Origin of the sequence: Parasphingorhabdus sp. (assembly GCF_039977335.1) — a bacterium.
In the GTDB taxonomy this organism is placed as follows: domain Bacteria; phylum Pseudomonadota; class Alphaproteobacteria; order Sphingomonadales; family Sphingomonadaceae; genus Parasphingorhabdus.
In genome coordinates this window covers 1,853,750-1,872,748 of sequence record NZ_JBDWDI010000004.1, presented here as the reverse complement: position 1 = coordinate 1,872,748, position 18,999 = coordinate 1,853,750, and the positions used below count along the sequence as shown (strand labels likewise).

Genomic DNA, 18,999 nt, shown 5'->3' with positions numbered 1-18,999 from the left:
CGTTGCCCCCTTTTTTATGATCAGCAGGCAAAAAAATAGCGGACTTTCGCCCGCTAAATTTTATCATGTCAGCTGTTGCTATTTGGAAACTAGGTTTACCGCTGCGGTTTTGCCGCGACGATCAACTTCCAGTTCAAATTCCAGCTTATCGCCTTCTTCCAGCCCGCTCATGCCTGCGCGTTCTACGGCGGAGATATGGACAAAAGCATCTGGCTGGCCATCATCCCGCTGGATGAAGCCAAAGCCTTTCATGCTGTTGAAGAATTTGACGGTGCCAGTTGCTTTCTCACCAGTCAGCTCGCGCTGCGGTGGTCCGCCACGCTCTTCGCGCGCCGCAGGCTCTGCAACTTCGATCAAATCACCTTCGATCTGAATATCAGATGCAGATACTTTGCCGCCGCGATCGACCAAGGAGAAGCGCAAGCCTTGTCCTTCGGCGAGGCCTTTGAGGCCAGCGCGTTCGACCTGGCTGATATGTACGAATACATCTTCGCCGCCAGCATCTTGTACGATGAAGCCAAAGCCTTTTTGAGCATTGAAGAATTTTACCTTGCCGGTACTCTCGCCAACAACCTGATCAGGCATTCCGCCTCCCGAGCCACCGCCGCGCTGTCCGCCGCTATAGCCCGTATCTGGCCGTGTATATCTTTCTACTGGAGGGCCGCTGTCACCTTGATATCCATCAAAATTCTCATCGCCAAAGCTGTCACGCTTGTCCCGGCCTCTGCCACGCCGGTTTCTATCAAAACCCATTCTTGAATCGTCTTTCACTTCGTCCAATAAATCAAATCAAATGTCGTAGCGGACGATGGCACGAACATTTTCTTACGCGAATCCCGATATTGCGCGGTGTAACCATATAGAAAAACCACGCCTTGTGCGAATAAAAATCCGCACAAGGTTAATTTCTGCTCTATCTTGATCGCGTGCGAACCGGTTATTTAGAAGAGCCAGGTCTTGGGATCGGCAATGGGTTCCTGCTTCTGCGCTTTCAAAAGTGCAAGAAGGGAACGCACGAAAACCCAAACGGCAACGGCTATCAAAATCGGAATCCCAATCAATACAATTGATAGAATAACACCGATGACGCTGCCCACCAGTCCAACGATGAAAGTCATGATATGAAACTGTAAATGGCTTTCTTCCCAGGTGCCCGCGACTTCGTCCTTCCAGACAAATGCCAAGACAATACCGACCAATCCCGTGATACCAACGACAAATCCAGCCAGATAGAGCAACGAAATAATCGTCGCTTTGTTCATATCAAAACCGCCCGAAGTCGGTTGTGGTGTTTGGTCCGTCATTTCTAATTTCCCCTTATTACGCACAAATTCTGTGCTTTTTCAGCAATCTAATTCTTGCTGTTTATCCCGTGCTGCGGCACATACTATAGCTCAACAAATTCTTTTTTGAAATATTTTCGAATCCCCGAATATGGAGCAAGGCTGATGGCCGTATTTTTCCACGAAGAAGACCTCCCCGCAGGCGTCATAGCAGATGGCCCCGTTGCTGTTGATACAGAGACAATGGGCCTACAAACATTGCGGGACAGGCTCTGTTTGCTCCAGATATCTGATGGCAACGGTGATGAGCATCTCGTCCGCTTCAATCCGGGTACCGATTTCGCAGCGCCAAATTTGAAACAGATATTAGCTGATCCGAACCGAACAAAACTCTATCATTTTGCGCGCTTCGATCTTGCAGCGATTGAATATTATATGGGTGTGATGGCAGAACCGGTCTTCTGTACTAAAATAGCATCGCGTTTGATCCGGACCTATACGGATCGGCATGGTTTGAAAGAACTGGTCAGGGAATTGCTGGGTCAGGATATCTCCAAGCAACAGCAATCCAGCGATTGGGGCGGCCCGGAGCTTAGCGATGCCCAACGCGACTATGCAGCATCCGATGTCCGTTTCCTCCACCGGCTGAAGGATGAGCTCGAAATTCGATTGGAACGTGAGGGGCGTAGCGCAATGGCGCAGGCCTGTTTTGACTTTCTCCCCCACCGGGCGCGCCTGGATATAGCAGGTTGGCCAGAAACGGATATATTCGCCCATGCTTGAGAAGCCTGCGAATTCAGCCTTCATACATTCCAATTGGTGCCCAAAATATAGATAGAGATGACCGTTACAACCGAACATATCAAAAGCAAGCGCCAGCAGTTTGCTGCGCCAGGCGGCAGCCATGACCGCAATATCCGCTGGTTGCGAGTATTGTTGCCACTCGGCGTTGGCGCTTTGGGGGCATTATTGGCACTGGCGCCATTCACTATGAGCGGCGAACTTAGCTTTGTCCTCGACAAGAACAGCGTCGATGTTGCGAAAGAACGCATGCGGGTGACCGAAGCCCTGTATCGTGGTGAAGACAGCCAAGGTCGACCGTTTTCGATCAAGGCTGGGTCGGCGGTACAGAAAAGTTCCCAAGAAGCGGTTGTCGATTTGAAGGATCTCTCCGCACGCATATTGTTAAATGATGGGCCAGCCCAGATTCGTGCGAGCGCTGGCCGTTATGATATGGATCAGGAAGATGTCAAAGTCCCGGGCGCCGTGCAGGTGCAAAGCGCAGGCGGATATAGGCTAACGACCAACAATGTGACCGTGGATTTGAAAGGCCGAACATTGAAAAGTGACGCGCCTGTTGAAGGGCGGACCAATATCGGAACATTTCGGGCCGATAACCTGAAAGCCGATATGTCGGAACGCACAGTGACCCTCGATGGCAACGCAAAGTTGCGTATCGTGCAAAACGGATTAAGAGGGCGATAGATGATCAAACGTTCTTATCTAGCAGCCTCAGCCGGGGCATTCATGGCCACCGCGGCGGTCCTGACATTTGCTGGCCCGGCGCCAGCGCAAGTTTTTGGCGGCCATAATAGCAATGCGCCGGTGAATTTCGATGCAGGCCGGATCGAGGTGCAGGACCGGGCCGACCGGGTTGTGCTTTCCGGAGCCGTGCGCGTCGAGCAGGCTGGGCTTGTTTTGAATTCAGCCCGAATGACGGTCGCCTATCGCAATACCGGCGGCATAGAGGTTGACCGGATTGATGCCTCTGGTGGTGTGACGATCCGTAAAGGTGGCGATACGGCCAGCGGGAATGTTGCGATTTATGACCTCAATCGACGCCTCATAACCTTGGTTGGTGGTGTAACATTGACTCAGGGTACTAACAGACTGTCCGGCGGCCGTGTGATTATCGATCTGGCATCAGGCCGCTCGACCATTGATGGGCGTGCTGCTGGCGGTTCTGCTCCAGGCACTCAAGGATCGGATGGCCGCGTGTCAGGCACCTTTACGGTTCCCCAGCGCACTAATTAAATTCTCCAAATTGGTGATAATTTTAACTTTCTGATGGGTTTTTGCCGCTTTTTGTCGATGAACCGGCGTTCAGTTGCGGCTCTATCACGCCAAAAAGAACCATTTTCGATCAATCATGCATAAAGCTTGCCAATTTCGAGTGAATTGGGCCATGTTGTTAACCATTACACAATCTTATCCGGTTCAAATGGTGCCGGAGCCAAAGGACCAAAATGAACGACGCAGCCACTTTTGATACACCAGCCACGGCAGATACTGGCTCTGCGATGGCGAGCGATGCCATGGAACATGGCCTTGCGGTGGTGTCCATCGCGAAAAGCTATGACAAACGTTCGGTATTGTCTGATGTGTCCTTGTCTGTCGGGCGCGGCGAAGTGGTGGGGTTACTCGGACCCAACGGTGCGGGCAAAACGACTTGCTTCTATTCTGTCATGGGACTGGTGCGTCCTGATGCTGGCCGGATCATGCTCGATGGTGAAGATATTACGCCGCTTCCGATGTATCGCCGGGCAATATTGGGCCTGGGCTATCTGCCTCAGGAAACATCGATTTTTCGCGGGATGACGGTCGAACAGAATATCCTAGCCGTCCTTGAAATGGTTGAGAATGACAAGGCTGTTCGTGCTGAAACGCTGGATCGACTGCTCGATGAATTCGGCCTGACCAAGCTGCGTAGTTCTCCGGCTATGGCTTTATCAGGCGGCGAACGCCGCCGCTGTGAAATTGCGCGTGCATTGGCGGCTGACCCGTCAATTATTTTGCTCGATGAGCCGTTTGCGGGCATCGATCCGATCTCGATTTCAGATATTCGCGATCTCGTCGTGCAATTGAAAAATCGCGGTATTGGGGTGTTGATCACAGATCATAATGTCCGCGAGACGCTGGATATCGTCGACCGCGCTTGCATCATCTATGATGGTCAGGTTTTATTTGCCGGAAGTCCAGAGGCATTGGTCAAAGATGAGAATGTCCGACGGCTGTATCTTGGTGAAGGCTTTGCGCTATGACTAGGTTGCGATCGGAATAATGGCATTAGGCCCCCGTCTTGACCTGAGGCAAAGCCAATCGTTGGTGATGACGCCGCAATTGCAGCAGGCGATCAAACTGCTGGCTTTATCCAATCTCGAATTGGAAACTTATATTGCCGAGGAAATCGAAAAAAACCCGCTGCTCGACACTGGTGAAATCAGTGCGGAATCAAAAAGTGATGAGAGTGCTACCGACCTGCCGCCTGAGCCGGGAACGCAGGGTAGCGACGAGATATTGTCTTCTGGCCCGGCCGAGGCGGAATCCACACTGGATATGGCTGGAGATGCGGACCAGTTTTCGAACAACAGCCTGAGTGAAAGCGATGGGGCGCTGGACGGCAGCTTGGGGCTAAACGACTCATCCTCATCGAGCAGTGGTGCCGTTGGCGGCGAAGCGCCAGATTTTGAAAATATGCTGGTTGCAGAGACGACGCTGGCTGAACATTTGATGGAACAGGCAGGCGCGATATTATCAGGGGCGGATTTATTCATTGCCCAGCATCTGATCGACCAGATTGATGAATGCGGTTATTTGCAGGCCGATCTGCTCGAATTTGCGCACCGGCTCGGTGTGCAGCTGGATGATGTGAAACGCATATTGGTTGAGGTTCAGAGCCTGGAACCGGTTGGTGTCGGTGCGCGGGATCTTTCAGAATGTCTGGCACTGCAGGCGAAGGAAGCGGATCGCTATGATCCGGCGATGGCGCGGCTGATCGACAATCTCGACCTGCTGGCCAAAGGTGCTTTGCCGCAGCTCAAGCGCATGTGCGGCGTGGACGATGAAGACCTGATGGACATGATTTCCGAAATTCGTGCCTATGATCCCAAACCCGGCTGCAAGATTGGTGGCGGTGATGTGCAGGCGGTTGTTCCCGATATCTTTATCGCTGAGCGTGGTGGGAAATGGCTGATCGAAGTCAATAGCGCGACCCTGCCTAAAGTGCTGGTCAATCGGACTTATTTTACGGAACTGAAAGACGGCGCGCAGGACAAGGCATCAAAAGAATGGCTCAATGATTGCCTCGCCGATGCGAGTTGGCTGGTCAAAGCGCTTGATCAGCGGCAACGTACGATTATCAAGGTTGCTACTGAGATCGTGAAACAGCAGGAAAATTTCTTCCGCGAAGGGGTGGAGCATTTGCGGCCGCTCACGCTGAAGAATGTTGCGGACAAGATCGAGATGCACGAATCGACGGTAAGCCGGGTGACGTCGAACAAATATCTTTCCTGTTCGCGCGGGACGTTTGAGCTCAAATATTTCTTCACTAGCGGCATCCAGTCATCGACCGGCGGCGAGGCGGCGTCGGCGGAAGCGGTTAAGAGCCATATTAAGTCGCTGATCGACAATGAGGATCCGAAGAAGATCCTGTCAGACGACAAGCTGGTTGCGCTGCTGAAAGACAAGGGCTTCGATATTGCCCGGCGGACAGTGGCCAAATATCGCGAAGCCCTGGGGCTGGGTAGTTCGGTTCAACGCCGCCGGCAGAAAGCGCTTGAGGGTAAGGCGGCTTAATCCGCTGCAATCTCCTTCCGTAACACCACAAATTCCAGTTCCTGAGTCTTGGGCAGACCATAGCGCGGATCATCGAGCGGGAAGGGGCGCCGCTCACCAGTCTGGCTATATCCGCGCCGTTCATAATAGGCGATCAGGTCGGCGCGCTGGAGAATGACGGTCATCTCAATCGCCCCGGCTTGCCAGTTTTCGGCAACATATTGTTCCGACGCGTCCAGCAATTTCTTGCCCAGTCCACCCGCTTGCCTATCCGGATCGACAGTCAGCAGACCAAGATAAGCAACCCCCTCTTTGACGCGCACGAGCTGTACGCAACCGGCGATGTCTTGACCATCCAACGCGAGTAAAATGACCTGGTCTGTGCCCGCAACAATTTCCCGCAAAGCCTCTAGATCGGTTCTCTGTCCGCCCAGCAAATCCGCTTCATGGGTCCAGCCGCGCTTGGCGCTATCGCCGCGATAGGCGCTTTCCACTAACTTGTGCAGGGCAGGGAGGTCTTGTGCATTTGCTGCGCGCATATTCATGTCTTGCCCCGTCATCGTTCAGCTCCCATCCGCCAGCCGCACACCCTCGGCCTCGATCTGGCCATCACCGATCAGCAGCCCGGTGATGATGACCCGCTTTTCCACTTCATCAATCGGTGTGCGTAGCAATTCCAGGCGATAACGCTGGCCATCGTCGGATTGTAGAACGAAGCCGGTGCCATCGCGGACTAACAGACCGGCATATTCGCTGTCGTTCGGATTGTCCTTCATTAGGCTTTTGCCAGCAAGGCCTCGCTCAATTCCCAAAGGCGCTCGGCATCATCGTCATCACAAGCATGAGGTGCGACACAGGCAAAAGGCGGCGAATTTTCGTCCATCAATTGGGCGACATCGCAATCCTCGCAATAGAGGCCATGCTTGTCGTTCAACAGCGGCGAAGTCGCGGCCCACAGGCTGGTAGTGCAACCCTGTGCTGGCGTCTTAAATCCGTTTTTCGCCATTTCCGACGGCTCACCATTTTCGTCAAGCCAACCCAGCGCGATTTGCTCTTCGACGGGTAAATGGCGCTGCAGCGGCGTGAAAATACCGCCCGGATGCACCGAAAAAGCACGCCCACCAAAACCGGCCATCCGCCGGCTGAGCGCATTGGCGAACAATGCATTGGCACTCTTGGCCTGCGCATAGGAGGTCCACTTATTATATTCGCTATTCTCGAACTGGATATCGTCCCACAAAATCCCATTGCGTTTATGGGCGATTGAAGACAGCGCGACGACGCGCGGCGCATCTGCTTTTTCAAGCAAGGGCATCAAGCCTTTGGTCAGGGCGAAATGACCCATATGATTCACAGCAAACTGGCTTTCCCATCCGGGACCGACACGTTCAAGCGGGCAAGCCATGATCCCGGCATTGTTGATCAGCAGGTCCAACTGGCTCAGACTGCCACACATGGCATCGGCAAAACTGCGGACTGAAGCAATATCGGACAAATCCATCGTGGCGGAAGACACATCGCCGTCCACGCCCGACAAATTATCCGCTGCCTTGGCCTCATCACGAACCGGTACCACGACCTTCGCGCCTTTGGCAGCCAGTGCCCGCGTCGTTTCCAGACCAATGCCGGAATAGCCGCCGGTGACAATCGCGATCTTGCCTGTCAGGTCAATGTCAGCCAGCACTTCATGCGGTTCACTCTTCGCTGGAAAGCCTGAACCAAGCAGTTTCTGATCTGCTGCTGCCATTATATGATGTCCTTCTATTCGGGTTTATGCCCCACTATCTCTGACACAGGCATATATTCATAGCCCAAATCTTCGGCCACCGCGCGATAGGTAACGTGCCCGTTCCATACGTTCAGCCCCTCGGCGAGATGGATATCGTCACGCAAGGCCGCCTCCCAACCTTTATTCGCAATGGCCAGAGCGTGGGGCAGGGTGACGTTGTTGAGCGCATAGGTGGATGTCCGCGATACAGCGCCCGGCATATTGGCGACGCAATAATGAACCACATCATCGACAACATAGGTCGGGTCCTGATGGGTCGTCGCCTTGGATGTTTCAAAACAGCCGCCTTGATCAATCGCCACATCGGCCAGCACCGAACCCGGCCGCATGGTCGAAAGCATATCGCGTGTCACCAGCTTGGGCGCTTCGGCACCGGGGATCAACACCGCGCCGATAACCAGATCGGCCTCGGCGACACATTCAGCGAGATTGGCTTTGTTCGAGAAACGTGTTTTCGCGCGCGCCTCAAAATAATTGCCAAGACTTTCGAGTACGTCGGGATTGCGATCAAGGATGGTGACATCGGCGCCCAGACCAGCGGCCATTTGTGCGGCGTTAAAGCCAACTACGCCGCCGCCGATCACTGTCACTTTGCCGGGAGATACACCGGGGACACCGCCCAACAATATGCCTCGTCCGCCATGGGCTTTTTCCAGCGCTGTGGCACCGGCCTGAATCGACATGCGTCCAGCCACCTGACTCATAGGTTTCAGCAAGGGCAGGCCGCCGGAACCGGTGACGGTTTCATAGGCGATACAGGTCGCTTTAGATTTGACGAGATCGGCGGTCTGATCCGGATCGGGCGCAAGGTGGAGATAGGTGAACAAAATCTGCCCTTCGCGCAGCATTGCGCGCTCGGCAGGCTGCGGTTCTTTCACCTTGACCACCATGTCGCATTTTTCAAATATGTCTGATGCAAGACTAGCGATAGTCGCACCTGCCGCTTCATATTCGCTATCTTCTGCCCCGATGCCCAGACCGGCACCGGTTTCGACCAGCACATCATGGCCATGGGCGGACAGTTCCCGCACCGACTCCGGCGTCAGCCCGACGCGATATTCATGGTTTTTGACTTCTTTGGGTGTTCCAACGCGCATGATCGAGTCTCCTAAATATGTTGAACCGATAATAGCGCAAACTGGGCAAGAATAATTTCGAAATAGTTGTTTCAAATTTCAATATATTGAAATATGATTCTAAAATATCATCAAATAGTCGGAAAAAATTCAATGGATCGACTCGATATCGCATTGCTGGAGCATATGCAGCAAGATAGTCAGGTTCCGCTGACCAGCCTGTCCGAAAAAGTAGGGTTGTCGCCGTCTGCTTGCCATCGCCGGATCAAGGCGTTGGAAAAAGGAGGAGCTATTAAGCGCTATGTTGCAGAGTTGGATAACCGCAAAATCGGATTACAACTGGATGTATTCATAGAAATTCGTCTGACTGCGCAAACCGAAATATCTTTTTCGGCCTTTGAAACAGCGGTTCATCAGATTGATGAAATATTGGAATGCCACCTTATGTCTGGCGAAGCCGATTACCGTCTGCGGGTCGCGGCGCGGGATGTTGCCGACTATGATGATATTCATCGCAATTGTCTGGCGCGCTTGCCCGGCGTTGCTGCCATGCATAGCGCTTTTGCGATCCGTGCGATCAAGAAATGGTCTGGCTATCCGGTGGAGCGTTTACTGGATTAACGCGGCTTCATATGACGAATTGGCACCGGTACCGTGCAAATATTGCCATAGCCGCCATGGGCCTCAATATATTGCAGCAGCGACGGGCTGTAACTCGCGAGATATTCATAGCGCGGCTGATCGGCCACCGGCAGTTCGCTGGCCAGCCGGACCGATGTGATCGGGATATGCTGTGACTTGTCGGCATAAAATCCGCCCGCTGCGGTGCCGAGTGGCAGGTTGGTGACATGTTCCAAGCCATCAATCACCCGCCCGACCATGCCAAAAGTCATGTCGAGACTGCGCGCAGATTCGCCCGTAATGATCGAGATTTCCGCGCCCGTCCCCGCATCAGGCGGATCATAATGGGCCGGCGATAGCGACCCGCGGCAGGTGATCGGAAAGGCTTTGCCATCCTTGGTGCCAATCGGCCAGCCCGCGCCAAAGCCGACTTTGCTGCCATAGCTTTCATAGATCATCTTCATCAGCGGCCGGATTTCCGTACCCTGATATTCATTGCTATAAGCAACGGCAGCATCCAGCGCGGCCCTGTCTGTATCGCGCTTGGTACCTAGAGCAGCATTGAAATAGTCGCTTTCCGGAACCGTCTCGAGATTTTTGGGGACTTTTTTGTTGTCGGGATTACCGCCAAATTGGGTGACGAAATCTTTGGAGACACGATAGATTTTCGTACCATCCCACCAGCGTTGGCTGGCGAATTTCCGGACATTGCGGACATGCGCGCCGGATAGCTCGGCCGGGATCAGCTGGATCACTGCCTGCCGCTTATTGCCCTCCGCATCATCAGGCAGAGTGAAGATGACCAGGTCGGTGACCGGAATCGGCAACCAATGGTCGGCGGGCGCAGCGGCCAGCACCTCTTGCGGGGTTGGTGCGGGTTGTTCGATGGCCGGATCATCTTCCTCCTGCGCCATCGCGGGGCCGATGGGCAGTAAGAACGCTAATAAGGTTGCGATAGCCACCCTGGATTCCTGCCTTCGCGAGAATCCAAACTTGCTGGGATTATTCATTAGGGTCACACAGGGTCACACCCCCTAAAGCGGAAAAAGCTTTGCGCCCGAAAATGGCAGAAAAACCGGGGCAGGGTGCGTATGTCGCGAGAAGGCTGGATGGCTTGGGCATGGCCAAATTCTAACCGATTTCGCCCGCTGTAGGAAAGGGGAAATTCAATCCGCCTTCACCCGCCGCACCGGCACTGGGATATTGCAGATATCCGCGCCGCCCGCTGGCTTGATAAAAAACGGATCGCGGCGATTGGCGCGGGCATCGGCATATTGGGCAAAGGCTTTGCTATCGGTGCTGAGATATTCAAACTGGGGCTGCTCTGCATCGGGCAGGGCGGTGCCCAGCCGGATCGACTGGATCGGCACGCGTTTCTTGGGATCGGCATAAAAGCCCAACTGCCCCTTGCCACGCGGCAGGCTGGAAAGATGTTCGATACCTTCTATAATCCGCCCGACCACCGCGATATTGCGATCGAGATGGCGTGGCGCATGACCGATGACGGTATAGAGTTCTGCGCCACTACCGGTGTTGGGGGAGAGGTTGCGGCCTACGCCGACCATGCCGTAGCAGTGGACGGGCCAATAACTATCTCCGTCTCCCGCAATTGGCCAGCCAGCGAAAAAAGTCCAACCTTCAGTATATGAGTCTCGCGGATGGAACATTATCTCCTCGACTGAGACCTTTAATCCTTCATCCGAAACATGTTCAGATATCTTTTTGGAAATGAGTTGTTCGATGTCATAACTATTGTTGACATACCCACTCTCCGGCACCTCAACCAAACCCTCCGGCAAAGCCTTCTGCTCGGTCTCCCCCGATTCCGGATTGTCGTATCCCGCATCGCCCCATTGCACCACATAATTGTCCTGCACCCGGTTGATGCTCGTGCCATCCCAGAATTTCGCTGCGGCGAGCTTGCGGATATTGCCGATCCAGCCTTGCGAGAAAGGCGGCGGCATCAATTGGATGACCACGCGGCGCGCTTCACCCTTTGCATCTGGGGCCAGATCCATGACCAGCAGATCGCTGGCCGCTATGGCTTGCCAGTCATTCGCCGGGGCCGCGTCCACTATCGCATTGGGGCTGGGATATTCCTGTTTTGGCGGCTCTTGCGCCGAAAGTGGAGTTAGTGTGAGTAACGCAGCGAATGGCGCGATCAGGATATTTTTTCTCATCTGCGCACCCTAACCATCATCAAGCTCTTGCGAAAGAGCGTTTCGCGCCCTAGGGGAGGCGGCGCTGTCAGAGTTTCGAACCACTTATGATTCTGAATAGCAATGCGGAGTCGTGGCAGAGTGGTCGATCGCGCACGCTTGGAAAGCGTGTATAGGGTTAAACCTATCGAGGGTTCGAATCCCTCCGACTCCGCCATTTATCCCCTTGGATATTCGCGCAATTTCCGCTTCGCCCCAAAGCGGCCTGTCACAAAAGTTCAAGCGACTTGAACGCTTCGCTCGGGGTTTCCTTGAACTCCTGACGGAATAATTTGGCGAAATGGCTTACGCTGGAAAAACCTGACGCCTCGGCAATTTCCGCGATAGTATCAAATTGGCGAAGCATGATGAGATCGCGGGCATAGCTTAAACGGATGGAGCGGATGAAGGCGGCCGGTGTCAGCCCTTGCGCCTTTTTGAGCCGGCGGCCGAGGGTTTTTTCCGTGACCCCCAGAGCCGAGGCCAAAGCGCCCGCGCCAAAGCCGCGCTGGCCGACATTTTCGATCACCGCGCGTGTTGCGCGATCCAGGAAACCCTGCCCGGCCGGCGGGGGAAGTGTTTTGTCGAGACTGCTCGCGAGAAGGGCATCAAGCGTGTCGCCTGCTTCGTCCGCGCCGGGTAGCGCTGGTTGATGCTGTTGTTGAGAGACGTCTATCTCGTTCCGAAGCTTGATCGCTTCGGTCACAGCAGCGTTTCTTTGCCGCTGCATGGCATTGATCATGATGGAGATGGCGACCATCATGAATATCGCTTCCACGATCGTCGAGCTGGTATAACTCAAGGTAATCGGTCGCATCATGATCAGTTCAAAGGTGGAACTGGTGGTCGTGACGCTCACTGGAAATTTGAAAAAATAGAGCGATGCAAACAGGCCGATGCTGAGCGCGAGCAGGGATGCAAATACCGGGACAGCTTGTTTGACCCCATCAAATATTTTTCGCCCGGCCACATAGAGCAAAACAAACGGACTGATGATGAACAGGATCGAAACCGGCGTTCCCCAGCCCAAGGGATCGGCCATCGCCCATATCGTTGCGATCACGCCCAGCCCGGTCAGCCAGTGAAACACCGCCTGCTTTCTCTGCCGCGGGTCGGTATCAATGGTCAGCAATATCCGGCAATATTGAATATTGGCCAGCATCACCAGACCGGACGCCAGTTCGACAAATGGCTTCCATTGCACGGTCGAAACGGTCGAGCCAAATATGATATGCGGCCACCCGTCATAGAGGAAGGTGACGAAGAACATGCCGATCAGATAGGCCGCATAATATTGGTAGAAACGCGGGTGAATTTGCCGGAATAATATCAGGCTGAATATCGTCATGATGATACAGAAGCCGAGCATCAGCGCGGATATCGCGGAAAATGTGCTGGACCAGTTGGACAGCAATCTGACCGATCCGATAACCGGGGTGACGGCGGGCGCATAGGTGCCCGATACCCGGACATAATAGGTTTCTTGCCCTTCCGGTGCGATGCGGAATGAAACAGCGGTTTGCAGCCGGTCATTGTCGCTTTGCGCCTTCGGGATAGTCCGCCCATCGCGCGCGATCTGGACCAGCTTCCGGTCCTGTGCCTGAAACAGGGTCACGTCATCCATCACGGTTTCCATGAACGAGACGCCCCATATCTGCTCATCCTCATGAGGGTTGCTCGCCTGAAATTTCAGCCACAAGGCTCCCGGAGATCGCGGTATTGCAAATTGACCCTGGCAGGGTTGCAAGGTGAAGCGCTGGGCAGTGATGCTGTCTGCATCGACCGTCCCGTCGGGATCGAGAAAGAAACTGGCGGCAAGGGGTTTCAACTGACCGCTGGGTAAATCCGCGAGGCTGTTGATAATGGTCCCGCTTGCTCCGTCATTGATACAGGCACCATTGCCGGTTTGCGCATGAGCCGGTGCGGACGATACCAAGCCGATTAGCGCCATGGCGAGAAGCCAAAGTGCACATTTTCGTGCAATTCCGATCACCGTGATTCGCCCGAAAACCTGCAAATCGCGCGGGGCTTGCCGCCGGTTCTGGACCGCCAACAGCATATTTCGGACAAAATTGGATGCGTATCGGACAATTTGACCACGACCCCTTTATTACCCAACGTTACCGATGTTTACACCATCTCAGAAACGCAGCGGAACTGCAATGGCTGGCAACGGCATATTGCAATCGGACGAACTCGGCCCAAGGGCCAGTCATCGTGGCGGCCCTTCGTTTCCGCGCCCGTGATCGATCAGACACTGGCGGTTTGAAAGCACCGGGGAGGACCATATGACCCAATATTTACGCGATCTGTCGCGCGACCGAAATTCGAACCCCCAAAGGTTCGATGTGTCTCGGGGGCATGAGTAGGCACCCGCGGGAATGGGCGGGGTGCTCCCCGGTGTCCCGTCCATTTCGCGCGTGCCCACCAAGCACTCCAGATATCCATCAGACATCATTGGGCCGACCCGCCCGCCAAGCAGCCATAATGGCGCGCACCCCCATCAAGGAATTTGCATCATGACCCCTTCAACCCAAACAATCCGCTGCAGTCTTTTGCTTGCCACCAGCATCGCGGCGCTGACCGCCGCCAACCCTGCTTCGGCAGAAACCTGTCTGCTCGATCGGGATAATGACGGCGTGGTCGATGCAGGCACCGACAATGATGGCGGGGCGGATGCAGAGGGCAATGATTTGCAACTGGCCTGCGGTGTCGGAGCGACGGCGACCGGCGATGAAAGCACCGCAATTGGTGCAAATAGCGAGGCCAGTGGTTTCACTAGCACAGCAGTTGGGACTGAAAGCGTGGCCAGCGGCCCCTCCAGCACCGCCATCGGCTACCAAAGCTCAGCAGGTGGCTTGAGCAGTGTTGCCGTTGGTAGAGTGAGCAATGCAAACGGGATTAACAGCACGGCCATCGGCGCAGAAAGCCGTGCCACCGGTACCGGCAGCACCGCGACAGGTCATGACAGTAGAGCGAGCGGTACGAACAGTTCCGCTTACGGAGATGGCGCTCAGGCCACAGCTCCCAGCAGCACCGCCCTCGGCTCGCGAAGCATGGCGACTGCCACAGGCACTACTGCAATGGGACCGAGCAGCATGGCGACTAGCCAAGACAGCACCGCTAATGGGTTTGTCAGTGAAGCGTCGGGCATTAGAAGCACAGCGGTCGGTGCTTTCAGTGAGGCCGCCGGTGATCGCAGCACAGCCCTCGGCGCATTGAGCGAAGCCACAGGCGAGCAATCCATCGCGTTGGGTGCGGATGGTCCGGACCCTAATATCCGCGGTGCCATAGCATCGGGCGACGGCGCGATCGCGATTGGCAATGATGCGATAGCTACAGGTATTGTCGGCACTGCAATCGGCCCAGCCAGCCTGGCAAGTGGTGACAGGTCCATCGCCATTGGCGGCGATGGTGCTGATAGAGACACCCAAGGCGCTGTCGCATCTGAGGAAGATAGCACCGCCATAGGCAATGATGCGCTGGCTTCTGCTGTTCGAGCCAGCACCTTCGGATCCGGCGCACAGGCGACCGCGCTCAATTCGGTTGCGCTGGGCGCTGGGTCGGTCGCCAATCGCGAGAATACTGTATCGGTAGGCTCGGCGGGCGCGGAACGACAGATTGTGAATGTCGCAGCGGGCACGGAAGATACTGACGCTGTTAACCTCGGGCAGCTTACCGCATCCATCGCTACGGTCAGTGCAGGCAGCTGTCGCAACATTTTCAACGGTAGGCTCGAATGTGGAAACGGGGCAGCGGCGACAGGCGATAGAAGCACCGCCATCGGGTTTAGAAGTGAGGCCAGCGGTGAAACCAGCACCGCGATCGGATTTGAAAGTGAGGCCGCCGGTGATCGCACCACCGCGATCGGATTTAGAAGTGAGGCCAGCGGTACAGGTGGCACTGCGATCGGGCAGGCCAGTGTGGCCAGCGGTCTAAGTGGAACCTCCATGGGAACCGGCAGCAGAGCAACCGCAACTAACACCACCGCAATTGGTTTTGTAAGCGATGCCACCGCTCTAAATGCCACAGCATTAGGCACTTTAAGCGAGGCAACCGCGATCGCCAGCACAGCGATTGGCGTATCGAGTGATGCCACTGGCAATGCCAGCACTGCCCTTGGCCGAACGAGTATGGCGACGGCTATAAACACTACCGCAACGGGCGCCTTTAGTGCGGCGACCGGTATCAACAGCACCGCCAATGGAGTGGGGGCAGAGGCCAGCGGCGACCGCTCTATTGCTATTGGCGCTGATGGCGAGGATGCAGATGATCAGGGCGCGACCGCATCTGCCAGCGGTGCAATTGCAATCGGCAATGATGCGCAAGCGACCAGCGAACGGGCGGTGGCCCTTGGTCTTGGTGCGATTGCATCCGGCTCCACTGCGGTTGGCGGGGGAGCCCAGGCCACTGGCGAGGGGTCCGTTGCTGTTGGTACGGATTCTCGAAGCACCGGTGCGCGTTCTGTTGCCATAGGCGAAGATGGCCAGGACCCCGATGCTCTGGGCGCGCGGGCCACGAGCGATGACAGCACGGCAGTGGGCAATGATGCATTGGCCAACAATGCCCAAGCAAGCGCGTTCGGATCCGGAAGTGCGGCGAGCGGGACCGGCAGCATCGCCATTGGAGCGTCCAGCCAGGCCAGTGCTGCACGCAGTACCGCCTCCGGATTTAACAGCGTGGCCAGCGGTTTGGGCAGCGCCGCCATCGGGGCTTCCAGCGAGGCCAGTGGTATCAACAGCACCGCTATCGGACGCGACAGTCGGGCCAGCGGGGTCGGTAGCACCGCTACCGGAAGTTTCAGTGAATCTAGCGGTATCAGCAGCACTGCTACCGGGCAGGCTAGTGTGGCCAGCGGTGAACGCAGCACCGCCATCGGAACTTCCAGCGACGCAACCAGTGCATATAGCACCGCACTCGGTTCTCTCAGTGAAGCCAGCGGTGACCGCAGCACCGCCGTCGGTTCAAGAAGCGAAGCCAGCGGTGACCAGTCTATTGCTATTGGTGCAGATGGCGACGATCCCAACAATATTGGCGCTCTTGCCGCTACCGCCTCCGCCAGGGGCGCGATCGCAATCGGTAATGAAACACAGGCAACGGCGATTAATTCGGTGGCGCTGGGTGCTGGATCCATTGCCAATCGCGCCAACAGTTTATCGGTCGGCTTTGTCGGCGGTGAGCGGCAGATCGTCAATGTCGCAGCAGGTACGCAAGACACCGATGCTGTGAACCTTGCCCAGCTTAACTCATCCCTCGCGGTGGCGGGCGCCAGTGGCTGTCGCAACAATCCCGGTCCTGACGGCATCCCCGGTACCGCCGACGATCCCGCCGACACGCTTGAATGCGGTGACGGGGCAATGGCCTCGGCGGCAGGCAGCACCGCAATCGGTGACAATAGCGAGGCAAGCGGCGAAAGAGCGAGCGCGGTTGGTAACAGCGCACAAGCTTCGGGTGATGATGCCATCGCCTTCGGAACAAGAGCAAGCGCTACCGGTGAAGACAGCACCGCAATCGGTACAAGGAGTGAGGCCAGCGGTGAAAGCAGCATCGCCATGGGCCGCACCAGTAAGGCCAGCGGTATAGAGGGCATCGCCATTGGCGTATTCAGTGAGGCCAGCGGTGAAGAGGGCATCGCCATTGGCTCATTCAGTGAGGCCAGTGGTGAAGAGGGCATCGCCATTGGCTCATTCAGTGAGGCTAGCGGTGTAGACGGTATCGCCATTGGTTCATTCAGTGACGCCATCGGTGACCGCAGTGCGGCCATCGGGTCTTTCAGTGATGCCACCGGTGACCGCAGCACGGCCATCGGGTCTTTCAGTGATGCCGCCGGTGACCGTAGCACCGCACTTGGAAATAACAGCAGCGCGGCCGGTTTAAACAGCACGGCCATCGGTGTAAACAGCGATGCCACCGGTGACCAATCTATAGCGATCGGCAGCGATGGCGGGGACGATGATACTCTTGGTGCAGTTGCTTCCGGCGGGGATGCGGTAGCCCTCGGTAATGATGCACAAGCGACAGCGGACAACGCGGTAGCGCTGGGCGCAGGTTCTGTGGCCGACCGTGCCGACACGGTTTCGATCGGGAGTACCGGCGCTGAACGGCAAATAACCAATGTTGCGGCGGGTACGGAAAATACCGATGCCGCCAATGTTGGACAGGTGAATGTCGTCGCAGATGCTGCAACCGCCGCGCAGGGTACGGCGGACACAGCGCTCGCCAATGCCGCGACCGCGCAAGCGACCGCCGATCAGGGTGTCGCCGATGCGGCGGCTGCCCAGACGACAGCTAATAATGCGCAAAGGACCGCCAATACAGCCCTTGCCAACGCTGCTACGGCCCAGAGCACGGCTGATACCGCGCGCACGGAAGCAGCGGCAGCGCAAACTCGGGCGGATGAAGCTTTTACCAATGCGGCGACAGCGCAAACCACAGCAGACACGGCGCGTGCAGAAGCGAGGGCTGCGCAGCTGGCGGCGGATCAGGCTGGCGCTGGTGTGGTCGATGCGCAGAACAAAGCTGATGAAGCCTTTGAAAATGCGGTCAAGGCACAGGCTAGTGCCGATACCGCACGGACCGAGGCGATGCAGGCGCAAACGGACGCCAATCGCGCACTGGCGCAGGCCGATGCGAACAGCGAAGAACTGGCCTATTTTGACAGCAACAGCACGGGTCCGGGCGCCAGTGCTACCGGAGAGAACGCGCTCGCCATTGGCTCTGGCAGCGAAGCCAGTGGCGAAGAGTCGGTAGCCATTGGCACAGGCGCGCAGGCGATAAATGGCAAAGCCGTGTCCATCGGTTCCCAGAATGTCGCGTCCGGCAACGGTGCAGTGGCGATTGGCGATCCCAATTTTGCAACCGGCACCGGCGCTGTGGCACTGGGTGCCGACAATAGCGCCTCAGGCACAGGTGCGGTGGCGATTGGCAATTTGAATGTCGCTAATGGCAATGGAGCCATCGCTTTAGGCAACGGCGCTTCGGCTATCGGCAATGGCGCCGTTGCCATCGGCCCGGGCGCTGTTGCCGACCGCGACAACCTGATCGCTCTGGGCAGCGAGAATACAACGGTGCGCATTTCCGGGATCACCTCCGCCGCCAGTCAGGCCGCACAGGAAGGGGCGCTGAGCCTCGTCACCACAGATGCGGCTGGCAATCTCGGTGCCACCTCTCTCGACGTTGGCGGACTCGTTAATCTCGGTGGACGGGTCACGGCGTTGGAAGAGCAAGTCTCGCTCGTCGACCGTCAGGCCAATGGCGGCATAGCTGCGGCGATGGCCATGTCTGGAGCCATTATCGTGCCAGACAGCAAAATGTCCTTGTCCTTCAATCTGTCGACCTATGGCGGCGAACGCGGGTTTTCGACTGCAATTATCGGACGGCTGACGGACAAAATCTACTTTTCGGGCGGCATTGCCGGCTCTTCCGTCAAAGGAACAACCGGCGGCCGGGTCGGGTTTGCAATTGGGTTCTGATAGGGC

At 56.1% G+C, this 18,999-nt stretch carries 16 protein-coding genes and 1 tRNA gene; 8 read left to right on the top strand and 9 right to left on the bottom strand.

The genetic code is table 11. The annotated features are described in order from the left end of the window. Positions 1-78: 78 nt before the first annotated feature. Positions 79-753 carry a cold-shock protein gene (locus ABJM21_RS16270; RefSeq protein WP_348301967.1) on the bottom strand — a complete coding sequence of 225 codons (675 nt, stop codon included), beginning with the start codon at positions 751-753 and terminating at the stop codon, positions 79-81. 188 nt (positions 754-941) lie between these two features. Continuing rightward, entirely contained in the window at positions 942-1,304 is a 363-nt protein-coding gene (locus ABJM21_RS16265; RefSeq protein ID WP_348301966.1) for a DUF4870 domain-containing protein, read from the bottom strand. Positions 1,305-1,448: 144 nt separating this feature from the next. Here ABJM21_RS16265 and ABJM21_RS16260 point away from each other — a divergent pair, with 144 nt between their 5' ends. The 5 genes from ABJM21_RS16260 to rpoN all read left to right on the top strand — a co-directional run bounded on the left by ABJM21_RS16260 (position 1,449) and on the right by rpoN (position 5,858). Then, on the top strand, positions 1,449-2,066 hold the full coding sequence (locus ABJM21_RS16260) for a ribonuclease D (protein ID WP_348301965.1): 618 nt from the start codon (positions 1,449-1,451) through the stop codon (positions 2,064-2,066). Positions 2,067-2,123: 57 nt separating this feature from the next. After that, a complete protein-coding gene (gene lptC, locus ABJM21_RS16255) occupies positions 2,124-2,768 on the top strand; it encodes an LPS export ABC transporter periplasmic protein LptC (protein ID WP_348301964.1) in 645 nt (214 codons plus the stop codon). Next, entirely contained in the window at positions 2,769-3,317 is a 549-nt protein-coding gene (locus ABJM21_RS16250; RefSeq protein WP_348301963.1) for an LptA/OstA family protein, read from the top strand. It abuts the gene before it with no gap. Positions 3,318-3,583: 266 nt separating this feature from the next. Then, a complete protein-coding gene (gene lptB / locus ABJM21_RS16245) occupies positions 3,584-4,324 on the top strand; it encodes an LPS export ABC transporter ATP-binding protein (protein ID WP_348302081.1) in 741 nt (246 codons plus the stop codon). Positions 4,325-4,343: 19 nt separating this feature from the next. Continuing rightward, positions 4,344-5,858, top strand: a complete 1,515-nt coding sequence (gene rpoN / locus ABJM21_RS16240) for an RNA polymerase factor sigma-54 (RefSeq protein WP_348301962.1) — start codon at positions 4,344-4,346, stop codon at positions 5,856-5,858. Here rpoN and ABJM21_RS16235 read toward each other — a convergent pair. From ABJM21_RS16235 to ald, 4 genes are read right to left on the bottom strand one after another with little or no spacing between them, the layout of a single operon-like run. Continuing rightward, positions 5,855-6,397 (bottom strand): GNAT family N-acetyltransferase, encoded by a 543-nt coding sequence (locus tag ABJM21_RS16235; RefSeq protein WP_348301961.1) that lies wholly within the window; start codon positions 6,395-6,397, stop codon positions 5,855-5,857. The two genes, rpoN and ABJM21_RS16235, sit on opposite strands and share 4 nt — an antisense overlap. Positions 6,398-6,400: 3 nt before the next feature. After that, entirely contained in the window at positions 6,401-6,613 is a 213-nt protein-coding gene (locus tag ABJM21_RS16230) for a DUF5818 domain-containing protein (protein ID WP_348301960.1), read from the bottom strand. After that, complete coding sequence (locus ABJM21_RS16225) at positions 6,613-7,584, bottom strand: oxidoreductase (protein WP_348301959.1); 972 nt, start codon at positions 7,582-7,584, stop codon at positions 6,613-6,615. The genes ABJM21_RS16230 and ABJM21_RS16225 overlap by 1 nt, the downstream gene beginning before the upstream one ends. 14 nt (positions 7,585-7,598) lie before the next feature. After that, positions 7,599-8,723: an alanine dehydrogenase gene (gene ald / locus ABJM21_RS16220; protein WP_348301958.1), complete on the bottom strand. Its 1,125-nt coding sequence runs from the start codon at positions 8,721-8,723 to the stop codon at positions 7,599-7,601. A gap of 132 nt (positions 8,724-8,855) precedes the next feature. On the opposite strand from ald, the gene ABJM21_RS16215 reads away from it, so the two are divergent. Continuing rightward, positions 8,856-9,323, top strand: a complete 468-nt coding sequence (locus tag ABJM21_RS16215; RefSeq protein ID WP_348301957.1) for an Lrp/AsnC family transcriptional regulator — start codon at positions 8,856-8,858, stop codon at positions 9,321-9,323. Here ABJM21_RS16215 and ABJM21_RS16210 read toward each other — a convergent pair. Further along, the gene (locus ABJM21_RS16210; protein ID WP_348301956.1) at positions 9,320-10,285 is read right to left on the bottom strand and encodes a peptidylprolyl isomerase; all 966 of its coding nucleotides are present in this window, start codon (positions 10,283-10,285) and stop codon (positions 9,320-9,322) included. The genes ABJM21_RS16215 and ABJM21_RS16210 overlap by 4 nt on opposite strands. A gap of 204 nt (positions 10,286-10,489) precedes the next feature. Next, a complete protein-coding gene (locus tag ABJM21_RS16205; RefSeq protein WP_348301955.1) occupies positions 10,490-11,503 on the bottom strand; it encodes a peptidylprolyl isomerase in 1,014 nt (337 codons plus the stop codon). Positions 11,504-11,609: 106 nt separating this feature from the next. Between ABJM21_RS16205 and ABJM21_RS16200 the strand changes: the two genes are divergently transcribed. Next, positions 11,610-11,699: transfer RNA gene (locus ABJM21_RS16200), tRNA-Ser, on the top strand. A 51-nt stretch (positions 11,700-11,750) separates the two neighbouring features. Here the strand turns inward: ABJM21_RS16200 and ABJM21_RS16195 are convergent. Further along, positions 11,751-13,580, bottom strand: a complete 1,830-nt coding sequence (locus ABJM21_RS16195; protein ID WP_348301954.1) for a helix-turn-helix domain-containing protein — start codon at positions 13,578-13,580, stop codon at positions 11,751-11,753. Between the two features lie 460 nt (positions 13,581-14,040). On the opposite strand from ABJM21_RS16195, the gene ABJM21_RS16190 reads away from it, so the two are divergent. Beyond that, the gene (locus ABJM21_RS16190) at positions 14,041-18,993 is read left to right on the top strand and encodes a hypothetical protein (RefSeq protein ID WP_348301953.1); all 4,953 of its coding nucleotides are present in this window, start codon (positions 14,041-14,043) and stop codon (positions 18,991-18,993) included. Positions 18,994-18,999 lie beyond the last annotated feature (6 nt).